At 69.0% G+C, this 12,310-nt stretch carries 11 protein-coding genes and 1 pseudogene; 4 read left to right on the top strand and 8 right to left on the bottom strand.

Going from position 1 to position 12,310, the window contains the following annotated elements; all coding sequences use genetic code 11:
• A pseudogene (locus tag JWQ05_RS02035) lies at positions 1 to 346 on the top strand (hypothetical protein); the annotation flags it as partial.
• Between the two features lie 258 nt (positions 347 to 604).
• On the opposite strand, the gene JWQ05_RS02030 reads toward JWQ05_RS02035, so the two are convergent.
• The 4 genes from JWQ05_RS02030 to JWQ05_RS02015 all read right to left on the bottom strand — a co-directional run bounded on the left by JWQ05_RS02030 (position 605) and on the right by JWQ05_RS02015 (position 3,365).
• Positions 605 to 1,396: a TetR/AcrR family transcriptional regulator gene (locus JWQ05_RS02030; protein ID WP_299653709.1), complete on the bottom strand. Its 792-nt coding sequence runs from the start codon at positions 1,394 to 1,396 to the stop codon at positions 605 to 607.
• Positions 1,397 to 1,463: 67 nt separating this feature from the next.
• Positions 1,464 to 2,282: a pyrroline-5-carboxylate reductase gene (gene proC, locus JWQ05_RS02025; RefSeq protein ID WP_299653706.1), complete on the bottom strand. Its 819-nt coding sequence runs from the start codon at positions 2,280 to 2,282 to the stop codon at positions 1,464 to 1,466.
• Complete coding sequence (locus JWQ05_RS02020; RefSeq protein ID WP_299653704.1) at positions 2,279 to 2,782, bottom strand: YbjN domain-containing protein; 504 nt, start codon at positions 2,780 to 2,782, stop codon at positions 2,279 to 2,281. Before JWQ05_RS02020 ends, proC begins: the two co-directional genes overlap by 4 nt.
• 304 nt (positions 2,783 to 3,086) lie before the next feature.
• Positions 3,087 to 3,365 carry an accessory factor UbiK family protein gene (locus JWQ05_RS02015; protein ID WP_299653702.1) on the bottom strand — a complete coding sequence of 93 codons (279 nt, stop codon included), beginning with the start codon at positions 3,363 to 3,365 and terminating at the stop codon, positions 3,087 to 3,089.
• Between the two features lie 298 nt (positions 3,366 to 3,663).
• Here JWQ05_RS02015 and JWQ05_RS02010 point away from each other — a divergent pair, with 298 nt between their 5' ends.
• Together JWQ05_RS02010 and JWQ05_RS02005 are read left to right on the top strand one after the other, a co-directional pair.
• Complete coding sequence (locus JWQ05_RS02010) at positions 3,664 to 4,392, top strand: response regulator (RefSeq protein ID WP_299653715.1); 729 nt, start codon at positions 3,664 to 3,666, stop codon at positions 4,390 to 4,392.
• A 56-nt stretch (positions 4,393 to 4,448) separates the two neighbouring features.
• Positions 4,449 to 5,846 carry an ATP-binding protein gene (locus tag JWQ05_RS02005; RefSeq protein WP_299653712.1) on the top strand — a complete coding sequence of 466 codons (1,398 nt, stop codon included), beginning with the start codon at positions 4,449 to 4,451 and terminating at the stop codon, positions 5,844 to 5,846.
• Between the two features lie 28 nt (positions 5,847 to 5,874).
• Here JWQ05_RS02005 and JWQ05_RS02000 read toward each other — a convergent pair whose 3' ends face one another.
• A complete protein-coding gene (locus JWQ05_RS02000) occupies positions 5,875 to 6,531 on the bottom strand; it encodes a glutathione S-transferase family protein (protein ID WP_299653700.1) in 657 nt (218 codons plus the stop codon).
• 408 nt (positions 6,532 to 6,939) lie between these two features.
• Here JWQ05_RS02000 and phaZ point away from each other — a divergent pair, with 408 nt between their 5' ends.
• Entirely contained in the window at positions 6,940 to 8,154 is a 1,215-nt protein-coding gene (phaZ, locus tag JWQ05_RS01995) for a polyhydroxyalkanoate depolymerase (protein ID WP_299653698.1), read from the top strand.
• 234 nt (positions 8,155 to 8,388) lie between these two features.
• Here phaZ and JWQ05_RS01990 read toward each other — a convergent pair whose 3' ends face one another.
• The 3 genes from JWQ05_RS01990 to JWQ05_RS01980 all read right to left on the bottom strand — a co-directional run.
• A complete protein-coding gene (locus JWQ05_RS01990; protein WP_299653696.1) occupies positions 8,389 to 10,152 on the bottom strand; it encodes an ABC transporter ATP-binding protein in 1,764 nt (587 codons plus the stop codon).
• Between the two features lie 244 nt (positions 10,153 to 10,396).
• On the bottom strand, positions 10,397 to 11,650 hold the full coding sequence (locus JWQ05_RS01985) for an MFS transporter (protein WP_299653693.1): 1,254 nt from the start codon (positions 11,648 to 11,650) through the stop codon (positions 10,397 to 10,399).
• Positions 11,651 to 11,745: 95 nt separating this feature from the next.
• Positions 11,746 to 12,310 (bottom strand): PRC-barrel domain-containing protein (locus JWQ05_RS01980; RefSeq protein ID WP_299653690.1); only part of this gene is annotated, 565 nt, incomplete at its 5' end.

Below are 12,310 nucleotides of genomic sequence, written 5' to 3'. Positions count from 1 at the left end.
GCTCCGCGGACTCGCCGTCATGCCGGTCGTACCCAGGCTCGCGCCCTGCGAAAGGTTCTCGGTGAGACAGGCGCGACGCCGCCGAACGTCATCGTCGAGCCGCGGCGGCACGATCCGCCCGCCCTATGACGGGCGCCGATCGGTGAGGATGCACATCAGGCGCTTCGCCTGGCTCGGGCTCCTCCCCGCCCTCGTTGTGTCCCTACCGGCCGCCGCCGCGGAGGACATCGAAACGATCTTCGGCGAGTGGGAGCAGATCGCGAGCAATGCCGGCGCCTGCCCAACCTGTCGCATCACCTTCGAAACCCGGGGAAAGAGCTTTACGGTCACGGCCAACAACGGCTGAGCCGCGACCCTCTCCGACATTCGGGCGACCGAACTCTCCGGCGCGGGCGAATGGGACGCCTCGGTGCGAGGCTGGCCGGCGGGGCATGCCTTCACGATTCACTTTCGCCGGGAGGGGGACCGGCTCCAGATGACGATGACGGTTGATACCGGTTCGGCGGATAGGCCGATCGTGACAGGGATTTTCAGGCGACCCTGGCAGGGGGTCTAGACGAACTTATCCCAGGCCCAGCAGGCTGCACGATCCTTCTGCGGTCCCTCAGATCGCCGCCGCCGGATCGCCTCCCAGCGGATTGCCCGCATCCTCGTTGCGGTCGTCGCGCGCATGGAGGCCCCGTCGCGAGCGGCTGCCGCGCTCGAGCAGCGAGCGGCCGAGCGCCCGGAACGGGGCGGTGAGGCGGCGGGCATCGTCCGCGCGCTCCATGAAGCGCTCGCCGTTGCGGATCTCCTTGTCGAGGCGTGCCATGGTGCGAGCCAGCGCCGGATCGTCGTCGTCGAGCCAGACTTCGACCGTGCGCGCAAAAGCGATGACCACACCCTGGAGCTTCAGGCGGCCGAGCGGTCCCTCGGTGTTGATGCCGGCCGCCGCTAGCATGAAGCGGTGCGAGTTCAACGCGACACCGTTGAGCGCCAGCATCGACAGCGGGTCGCCGCGCAGGGCGTAGGAGATCCGGCGCAGGGCATCCTTGTAGGGCGTCATCGCGTCGAGGCGGCGCATCAGAACGTCGAACAGGCGCTCGCGGGTCGGTTCGTCGGCCAAGTCGGATGCGTCGCCCTCCAGCACCTTGCGGTCGATGATGCGGGATAGGCCCCCGAGCACCGCGCCCTTCGAGGGAAACAGGTCGCGGAACTCCGCGAGGCTCAATCCCGCTTCGCGGGCGATGTCACCGACCTCGATGTCGTTCCACGGCTGTTCGGCCGCCAGCCGCATCAGTGCCTCGACGGCGGCCTCGCGCGGCGGGAGCTTCCTTTGCGCCGATGCGTCGGCGATCGCAGGCGGCGCGTCGGAAGGTGCGATATCGGGCTTGGCGGTGCCGGGGCGTTTGGCCATGGTCGTTCGATCCTCGTCCAATCTGACACCCATGTAGGGTCGAAGCGCCGGATCGGTTAGGCCCGCGTCAGCCCGCCAATTCGCCGGCGCGGCGCCTGGCCGCGTCCACCGCCTCGCGCATGAGGTCGGGCAAACCACCCGGGCGCATCAGAACGGCGATCGCTTCGGCGGTGGTACCACCCGGCGAGGTCACGTCCTGGCGCAGCAGCCCCGCCTCGCGCGGGTTGGCATCGAGGAGTGCGCCGGCGCCCGAAACCGTGGAGCGGGCGAGCCGCGCGGCCATCTCGGGCGGTAATCCGGCCGCGACACCTGCCTGCGCCATGACCTCCGCGAGCAGGAAGACATAGGCCGGCCCAGAACCGGAGACGGCGGTGAGTGTGTCGATCAGCCCCTCGTCGTCCAGCCATTCCACAGAACCGACGCTGGCGAGCAGCGCGTGGCCCTGTGCCCGCTGATTGGGGCTGACCTCCGCGCTCGCCACGGCGCCGGTGGCGCCCCGGCCGATGCTGGCAGGCAAGTTCGGCATCGCCCGCACGATGGCGCGGGCGTCAGGCAGGCGCTGGCGCAGGTTCGCGATGGTCTTGCCCGCCAGGACCGAGACGATCAGGGTCTCCGGCCCGACGAGGCGGGCGAGGGCAGGCGCTGCGCCCTCCAGCCCTTGCGGCTTCATGGCCAGCACCAGGGCCTCGGCCACCGGTACCGTCTCGGGGTTCAGGGCGAGGCCGCGAGCGGCGCAGAGCGCGCGTATTTCGGGCGAGGCCTGCGGATCGAGGATCGTGGTGCGGCCGGCGTCGAGCCCGCCCGCAAGCCAGCCGGAGAGCATGGCGCCCCCCATCTTGCCCGCACCGACCAGGGTGAGCGAGGCGGGGAGGGGGGAAGCGCTCACGCCTCGCCTTCGGTCTCGAACAGGACCGCGTCCAGCGACTCGCGGGCCGACTTTCCGGCCCAGAGCACGAACTGGAACGCCTGATAGTAGCGCTCGCAGGCATCGACGGCGGATTTCAGCATCATGGTGCACTGGCCCTGCGTCGGGGCCGCACCCCCGGTCAGCAGAAGCGAGTGACGGAACATCACCACGTTGTCGGTCGACCACAGGTCGAAATGCCCGACCCACAATTGCTCGTTGACGAGGGAGACCAGCGTCAGGATCTCGGTGCGGCGCCGCTCCGGCACCTTGATGTCGAAGGCGGAGGCGACGTGGAGCGCCTCCACGTCCTCGATCCACGTGAAGGCGACGTGGTAATCGGCCCAGCGCCCGGCGACGGAGACCGACATCTCGTCCGTCTCGGCCCGGTCAAAGATCCAGTCGCGCAGCGACGCGAGGCGCTCGACGATGTCGAGGGGGTGCTCGTGCCGGTCGTGATCTTCGATGTGGAGTTGGGTCATGGCGGTCCAGTTTGTCGATCTGAGCGAGATCGGCGAAGTCGTTGTGAACGTCGATCGTACGACCGGGCGCACTCTGTTCCGGACTTCGGTCAAGCACACCCGACACCGGGTGCAACGGCCGACGATTCTGTTCGGTTCAGGATGGTTCGGGTCGAAGGCGAATCAGGTCATGACCCACTATAGACCGTGCTGGACTCGCGTTTCAAAGCGGGCCGGGAACCCGGTGAACAGGAAAGCGACCGTCCACCGTTCCTTCCTGTGCACAAGCGCGGCGGCTCACGCGTGCCAGCGAATCAGCCCGGAATCAGATCGCCTCGCTCGCGCCTGCCGCTGGTTCGGCGCCGAGTTTGGCCTCCAGCGCGGTGACCCGCGCCGCCAGCGCGTCGTTCTGGCTGCGCAGCGCGCTGACGAGATCGCGCAGGACGTCGAGCTCCTCGCGCGAGGCGATGTCCATGTCGCGGATCAGGCGCTCGACCTGGGCCTTGAACACCGTCTCCGCCTCGCGGCGCACACCTTGTGCAGCGCCAGCGGCATCCGTCATCAGGCGGGCGAAATCGTCGAACAGCCGGTTCGAGCCTTGCATCGTGGTCTCCCGAAGCATCGAGGCCGCCCTCCATCCGTGATGGCCACGGGACCGGCGCCTTCGCCACGACATAAGAATCGGTGCGCCTCCCGGCAATCCATGACGGTGGTGCGCCGGGCCATGCCGTCGTGTTTCCGGCAGTTTCCGGCGTGATCGGGGCGAAACAGGCGTTTACAATTTCCCCGCGCCCCGGCCCTTCGAAGAACATAACGCGCGGCGCATAGTCGAGGGACGACACAACCGCATCGGTTCCGGGCGCGAGGCCCGGATGCGGGAAGGAGCCGCGATGCTCGGGACCATGCCGCAGACGACCACGATCCATCCCCACATTCTCCTCGTGGAGGACGACCGCGAGATCAGCGCGTTGGTCGCCCGCTACCTGCGAGCCAACGAGTGCCGCGTCAGCCTCGCCGGCGACGGGGCCGCCATGGACAAGGTCCTGGCCGACGCCCGGGTCGACCTCGTGGTTCTCGACCTGATGCTGCCGGGCGAGGACGGCCTGAGCCTGTGCCGGCGCCTGCGCGCCGCCTCACGCATCCCGATCCTGATGCTCACCGCCAAGGCGGAGGAGATCGACCGGATCATCGGGCTCGAGATCGGGGCGGATGACTATCTCGGCAAGCCGTTCAATCCGCGCGAGCTCCTGGCCCGCATCCGCGCGATCCTCCGGCGTGGTTCGGGGACGGAGGCGGAAACCGAGGAGGGCGTGCGCCGCCTGCACTTCCTCGGCTGGACCCTCGACGTCTCGCTGCGCCAGCTCCTCAGCCCGGAAGATGCGCGCATCGCCATCACGGGGGCGGAGTTCGACCTGCTGCACGCCCTCTGCCTACGCCCCGGGCGCGTGCTCTCGCGCGACCAGCTCCTCGACCTCACGCAGGGCCGGGCCGCCGGCCCGTTCGAGCGCAGCATCGACGTCCTGATCAGCCGCATCCGCCAGAAGATCGAGCAGGACCCGCGCAACCCCGAGATCATCCGCACCATCCGCTCCGGCGGTTATCTCTTCACGCCGGAGGTCACGCGCGCATGAGCAACGCCCTGCGCACACGCCCGACGCGGACGCCCTGGACGCGTTTGCGCGCGCTGATGCCGTCGAGCGTCGCCGGGCAGATCGCCCTGCTCATCGTCGCGGCGGTGGTGCTGGCGCACGCCATGGCCACGCTCGCCTTCTTCACCCTGCGCGAGCCGTGGCGGCCCGACGACCATCCGGGTGTCGCCGCGACCCGCCTCGCCACGGTGTCCCGTCTCCTCGACGGCGCGAGCCCGGCCGATCGCCCGGCGCTTCTCGCCAACGCCGCCCGGATGCTGCCGACCCTGCGCATCGAGGCCTGGGACGGCGCGGTTCCGGAGGCCGCCGGCGCCGACCGGGTGATCGACCACCCCATGGTCCAGCGCCTGCGCGACGGCTTTGCACGGCCGCTGGCCATCGCCGATCTCTGGGCCGCGGGGCGCCCGTCGGATGCGCCCTCGGGCGTGCGGATCGGGATCGCGACGCCGGGCGGCGCGCGCCTCTCCGCCCTGGTGCCGGACGACGACCGGCCGCCGATGCGCCAGGGCGCGATCATCTTCACCTTCGTGTTCCTCGCCGTGGCGGTCTCGCTGATCTCGCTCTGGGCCACGCGGGCGCTGACCGCGCCCCTGGCACGCCTCGTGGAGGCGGCGGACGAGTTCGGCACCCGCATGAACCTCGTGGACCTGCCCGAGAACGGCCCGCGCGAAGTCGTGGCGCTGTCGCGCGCCCTCGACCGGATGCGCGCCCGCGTGCGCCGCCTCGTCGACGACCGCACGCAGATGCTCGCCGCCATCAGCCACGACCTGCGCACGCCGATCACCCGCCTGCGCCTGCGGGCGGAGTTCATCGAGGACGACCACGCCCGGAGCATGACCCTGCGTGACCTCGACCAGATGAACGGCCTCGTGGAGGCCGCTCTCTCCTTCGTGCGAGACGGCCAGTCCCCCGATGGCGGGACCCGGACCGGGACGAAGACGCTGATCGACCTCGCCTCCGTCGTGCAGACCGTCTCCGACGAGTTCGCCGATATCGGCGCCGACGTCCGGGTCTCGGAGAGCCGCCACGTGCTGGTCCAGGGGCGCCCGGACGAGTTGCAGCGCGCGATCATGAACCTCGTCGACAACGCCGTGAAATATGGCGGCTCGGCGCGCCTCTCGGTGCTGCAGACCGAGCATGGCGTCGCCGTGGAGGTGAGCGACGACGGGCCCGGCATTCCAGAATCGGAGCGCGACGCCATGCTCCAGCCCTTCGTCCGCGGCGATCGGGCGCGCAACCTCGACACCGCCAGCGGCTTCGGCCTCGGGCTCTCCATCGTGCTCGCCATCGTGGATTCGCACGAGGGGCGCCTCACGCTGCGCAATCGGACTCCGCGCGGCCTGACGGCACGGATCGAACTCGCGCGCGCGGCGTCGCTTCCCGTCGCCCCGCCGGCGGCCGCGATCGAGGCGGGACATCGCGCCGCCGCCGAGTGATCCTGGCGGGAACAGGCTGCCCGGCTTCCTAAAACTCCATGTCGAGTTCTTCGATCTCGTCGGGCTCGCGGGCCGCCTCCGCCGCCCATTCCTCCATGGGCTGCCAGGCGAGGATGGTGTCGCGGTAGAGCGCGGTCTTGCGCGACAGGGGGACGTCGTAGGTGCGAAAGCGCGTGCAGACCGGGGCGAACATCGCGTCGGCGAGGCTCGGCGTCTCGCCGAACAGGAACGGTCCGTCATAGCGCGTCAGGCACTCGTCCACGATGGTGATGACCCGGTCGATGTCGCCCCGCGCGCCGTTGAAGATCTTGAAGTTGGTGTGGCGCGCCTTGAGGTTCATCGGCAGGGCCGAGCGCAGGTTGATGAAGCCACCATGCATCTCGCCGGAGATCGAGCGGCAATGGGCGCGGGCCACCGCATTGCGCGGCAGGAACCCCGCCTCGGGCCGGATCTCGTTGAGGTATTGCGCGATGGCCAGCGTGTCCCAGACGATGATCTCGCCGTGGACGAGGCGGGGCACGAGGAAGGACGGTGACAGGTGCAGCAACTCGGCCCGGGTCGAAGCGTCGTTGCCCGAGAGCAGTTCGGTCTCGAAATCGAGGCCCGCCATGCGGCAGACCAGCCAACCCCGCAGCGACCAGGACGAGTAGTTGCGACTTGAGATGGTCAGCGTGGCCGCGGGCATGGTCGCCTCCTGAGTGTCTTCACGTTCGAGCGAGCGAAAGCCCCGTCCACGATCGAAGACTGCTCGCCGCGATCCAAGACTCATGCCGTCGCCGGGATAGGTTAGCAGGATGATTCCCGTTCGCGGGGGCTTATCAGCCGGCGAAAGGGAGCTTTTCGCGTTCCACGAGGTTGACGTTTCCGATTCTCGATCGGTCTCGACCATTTGGGTCCGATTTCACGCGCTCCGGGGCGGCTTCCTCCTCCTGTGATGTATACGCACAACAGCCGCAGGATATCACACGTTAAGCCCGTTGCTTCGGGAAGCCGCCTGCCGCAGCGTGGCTACCCGTCGTCGGCCCCTTGGTCGGCGCAGCCGTCCGTCGCGGGCGTTTTGCGATTTGACCGTTCGCGTAGGAGTTCGGGCTGCATGCTCTATCGTGCTTTCGATGCCCAATCGGATATGGCCGAGCAGACGCGCGCCTGGGGGCGCCTCGTCCACGACGCCATCTCGCCCTGGACCGCCGCTGGCTACCGTGAGCCGCTGACCTGGTGGTCGGCGGGCGCCCGGATGATGATGCGCGCCGGCCTCACCTTCGCGCGCCCGGCCTACGGCATCGACAGCGTGATGGTCGGCAACCGGGAGGTGCCGGTCACCGAGGAGGCCGCGTTCGCCACACCCTTCGGCACCCTGCTGCGTTTCAAGAAGGACGTCGACACCGAGCAGCCGCGCGTCCTCGTGGTGGCACCCCTGTCGGGCCACTTCGCCACCCTGTTGCGGGGCACTGTGCGCACCCTGCTGCCCGATCACGACGTCTACATCACCGACTGGCACAACGCCCGCGACGTGCCGCTCTCGGCGGGTCCCTTCGGCTTCGACGATTACGTCGACCACCTCGTGCAGTTCCTCGGGGCGATCGGGGAGGGAGCGCACCTCGTCGCGGTCTGCCAGCCGGCCGTACAGGCGCTCGCCGCCGCCGCCGTCATGGCGGAATCGAAGGACGTCGCCCATCCGCGCAGCATGACGCTGATGGCCGGGCCCGTGGATTGCCGCATCAGCCCGACTTCCGTGAACCACCTCGCCACCTCGAAGCCGATCGAATGGTTCGAGAAGAACCTGATCGCCACGGTGCCGGACCGGCACAAGGGCGCCGGTCGGCGGGTCTATCCCGGCTTCATGCAGGTCTCGGCTTTCATCTCCATGAATGCCAAGCGCCACGCGCAGGGGCATGCTGACTTGTTCTGGCATCTCGCCAATGGCGAGACCGAGAAGGCACGCCAGATCGAGGGCTTCTACGACGAGTATTTCGCCGTGCTCGACCTGGCGGCGGAATTCTACATCGAGACGGTCAAGACCGTGTTCCAGGATTACACGCTCGCCAAGAATGAGCTGAGCTACCGGGGCAATCCGATCGACATGAAGTCGATCCGCCGGACGGCCCTGATGACGGTGGAGGGCGAGCGCGACGACATCTGCGCCGTCGGCCAGACCATGGCGGCCCACGACCTTTGCACCAGCCTGCCGCACCATATGAAGAGCCACCACCTCCAGGCCGGCGTCGGCCATTACGGGGTGTTCACGGGCCGCAAGTGGGAGAGCCAGACCTATCCGCTAGTGCGCAACTTCATCCAGTCACACAACTGAGGGCCGGGCGCCGAGGCGGCTTGAATTGGGCGTCGCCCGACGCTCGAACCGTCATGCCGGAGTTGCGCAGCGGAACTTAGGTCCAGACGCACCGGCCTCGCTCCGGCTGACTTAGCCGGCGGATCTACATCCCAGGAGTGCCTTCGACGCCCTGGGATGACGTGGTGACCGCAAAGGCTGCCCAGTCTTCGCTCGGAACAGCGCTCCCAAGGGCAAGCTCGCGGTGGCCCCTTCTCAGGCGGCAGCGAGCGACAGCGACATCGATTCCTTCTTCATCAACTCGCGGTAGAATCCGTCGAGATGGGTCAGCTTGTCCGGCGAGCCGTCCTGGATGATGCGGCCGCCTTCGAGCACGACGATTCGGTCGAAGTCCTTCAAGGTCGAGAGCCGGTGCGCGATGGCGATGACCGTGCGGCCCTTCATCAGGTTGGCGAGTGCGTGGCGGATCGCCTCCTCGGACTCGGCGTCGAGGGCCGAGGTCGCCTCGTCGAGGAGCAGGATCGGCGAGTCCTTCAGGATGGCGCGCGCGATGGCGATGCGCTGGCGCTGGCCGCCGGAGAGCTTCACGCCCCGGTCGCCCACGATGGTGTCGAACCCCTCCGGAAGGGCCTCGATGAAGTCCGTGCAATGGGCCGCTCCGGCGGCCTTCCAGACATCCTCGTCGGACGCGTCCGGCCGGCCGTAGCGGATGTTCTCCCGCAAGGTGCGGTGGAACATCGAGACGTCCTGCGGCACCACCGTGATCGCCTCCCGCAGGGATTCCTGGGTGACGCGCTGGATGTCCTGGCCGTTGATGAGGATTCGACCGCCCTGTGCGTCGTAGAAGCGCTGCAGCAGGGAGAACAGGGTCGACTTTCCGCCCCCCGACTTGCCCACGAGGCCGACCCGCTGCCCCGGCTGGATGACGAGGTCGAAATCCGTGAACACGCCGCGCCCGTCCGGATACGCGAAGGCGACGTGGTCGAAGGTGATCTCGGCGCCCGTGCCGGCGAGCGGCATCGCCTCCGGATGGTCGATGAGGTCGTGGGGCTGCAGCAGGGTGTGCAGCGCCTCGGAGAGCCGGGCGGTGTGCTGCGTCGCGTCGACCAGGGCCACCGCGAGATCGCGCGTGGCCGCCAGGATGCGGATGCCCAGCGTGCAGACGAGCACGACCTGGCCGTTCGTCGCCTGGCCGGCCTCCCACATGGTGATCGCCCAATAGAGCAGGCCGAGCACCGCCAGCACCGTGAGGATGGCGTGCACGATGCGCAGCTTCTCGAGATACAGCAGCGAGGAGCGGCGCGAGCGCATCTCCATGCCGATGGTGCCGTCGAAGCGGGTGTATTCGCGCTTGAAGGCCGAGAAGGCGCGCACCAGGGGCATGTTGCCGACGAGATCGACCATCTCGCCGTCGACGGAGGCGGCCTTGGCGGCGAAATCGTGGTGAAGCGGCTTGCCGGCCGCCGCCATCTTGAACATCAGCACCACGACGGCGGCGAAGATGCCGGCCAGCACCCCCGCCATCGTAAGGTTGACGGTGGCGATGTAGACGATGGACAGGGTCGCGGCGACGCAGGGCGGCATCACGTTGAACACGAACATGTTCTCGACCGTGAAGATCGCGTTCGAGGTCGCGGTGATGCGGCTCGCCAGAGTGCCGGGCTGGCGATCGGCGAAGAACGAGGGCGAGTGCCCGGTCATGTGGCGAAAGAGGTCGCGGCGGATGTCGCCGGTGACGCCCACGAAGGTGAAGGAGCCGACGAGGCTCGCCACGCGCCAGAGCATGTTGTCGGCGGCGATGAAGGCGATGAGTATTCCGAGCGCGCCCCAGATCAGGCCCGCCTGCGGACCCTTGCTCAGGGCGTCCACCACGCCCTTCAGCGCATAATCGGTGCTCACGGAAAAGCCGACGGCGCCGAGCACCGCGCAGAGGATCACGACATGCGGCAGGGCACGCCGGCGCAGGTAGCGGCCCACGAAGGCGAAGGGCCGATCGGCATAAACGCAGAGGTCTTCCATCTAGGTGACCGTCCCTGTATCGAGCATTCACCCACTGAGGGGTGAACGTACCCCTGTCAGGTGTCTTGCGGACCCCTGTTTCCCGCGTGTGTCACACACGGGATCTTGAGGTCCCTGGATCGCAACGCGAGGCATGACCAAGCGTTGCAGTGTCGGGCATCGCTTTGCGCGTTATAGCCGCCGAACCTGAACACAGGTTGAGCGGCAAGCGAATTCGGTGCCGCGCCAGCGCTTCCCCCAACCGCTAGGCCGTGGGCGCGCGGCGCGTCTCCGGCATGATCAGGGCGACGAGGGCGAAGGCGGCGAAGCCCACGATGGCGAGACCGAGGAAGGCCGTATGGCTGCCGAGCCGGTCGGCCATGATGCCGGCCAGCGACGTCGACAGGGCCGCGCCGATGCCCATCGCTGTGCCGACCGCGCCGAGCGCGAGGTTGAAATGGCCCGTCTCGCGGGTCGCGTCGGAGACCACGAGGGGTACCATCACGCCGAACACCGCCGCCGACACGCCATCGAAGACCTGGACCGCCACCAGCAGTTCGGGGCTGTCCACGTAGGCGAAGAGCAGGCCCCGGACAGGCAGGGCGGCAAAGCCGAGCAGCAGCAGCGGCCGGCGCCCCCAGCGCTCGGCGGCGCGCCCGACGGCCGGGGCCGAGAGCGCGAGCACCACCTGGGGCACGACGATGCAGGCCGCGATCAAGGCGGTCGCCGTCTCGCTCGCCCGCAGGGTGAGCATGCTGCCCACCAGCGGCAGCATCGCGGCGTTGGCGAGGAAGAACAGGGTCATGCAGGCCCCGAAGCACAGGAGGGCCCGATTGGTGAGGAGCGCACGCAGGCCATTCTCGCCGCGCGGTGCAGTCGTGTCCCGCGCCGTTCCGGCGTGGACGGGTCCCGCGATCTCGTCGGCGCGGATGCGGGAAAGCGCGATCAGCGTCGGCACCATCAGGGCAGCGGTCAGGTAGAACACGGCGTCGTTGGAGAGATAATAGCCGCAGGCTCCCATGCCGGCGGCCGCGACCGCATTGCCGAGCGCCGAGAAGCTCGCGTTGCGCCCCAGCCGCTCGCCGGCCCGCGCGTGGCCGACGAGGCCGATGCTGATCGCCGCGATGGCGGGCGTGAGGATGCAGCTCGCCGCGGAATGCGCGGCCATGGCCAGGAGCACGACGAGGAAGTTCGGCCACATGGCGAGCGCGAAGGCGCTCAGCGCGATGGCGACCACGGAGAAGCCGGCGGCGAAGCGCCGGGAGCGCACGGCGTCCACGAAGGCGCCGCCCGGCACCTGGCCGAGCAGGCTGACGAGGCTGCCGACGGTGAGCGCGAAGCCGATATCTGACTGGGTCCACTTCGCCTGGGTGAAGTACACCGCCAGGAACGGCCCGAAGCCTGTTTGCAGGTTGGCCACGAAGAACGCGAAGCCGTCGAGACCCCGGCTGCTCGTGCGGGAGATCACCTTCATGTCGGACGCCACCTCAGCTGCGCTCGCGGCTGGGGCGTCGTCCATGAGGGCGTCGCGGCGGGGGAGCGGGCGTGGCCGGAAGTCGGGGCGCGGTGCTTCACGGGGCTTGAGCGCCCGGCGGTTCTTCGGGAGCGGCGCCGTCATCGATCCGGCGACCGCTCGACCGGCTTGTCCGGTGCCTTCTCCGGCTGTGCGGCGGGAGCCGTGACCGGAGCCGTTGCCGCAGGTGCTGCCGGCGTGGGTGCCGCGGTCTGGGCCGGCGCGACGGGTCCCTGCACGGGCGGCACAGGCTGCTCGCCCTCGGGGGCCGCCGGGCTGGCGGGGCCGAGGACGACGATCGGGTCTCCCGGCTTGTATTCGGGGGAGACCCGGACCTGGTTGCGGCTGAGCTGCAGCACGAGCCGGCTCGGCTTGCCGTCCGACGCGAAGCGCATCGCGCGCCAATCCACCGCGATCTTGCGCGATCCGACTCCGAGAAATCCGCCGAAATCGATGATCGCGGCGCGGGGGCGTCCATCCTTGTCGAGGATGATATCGATGATCCGCCCCATGTCTTCGCCGGTCGAACTGCGGACCGCCTTGCCGAGCACGCCTTCGTAATCCTGCGTGTCGAGCACGGTCGCAGGCGTGCCGGTGGCGCCCGGCTGCGGCGCGGGCGCGGGCGCGGGCGTGGGGACCGTTGGCCCGGATGGCGGCGGGGCGGGC

This window comes from Methylobacterium sp. (genome assembly GCF_028290105.1).
In the GTDB taxonomy this organism is placed as follows: Bacteria; Pseudomonadota; Alphaproteobacteria; order Rhizobiales; family Beijerinckiaceae; genus Methylobacterium.
Note: the sequence above shows the minus strand (reverse complement) of the source record. Positions and strands in the feature narration are given on the sequence as shown.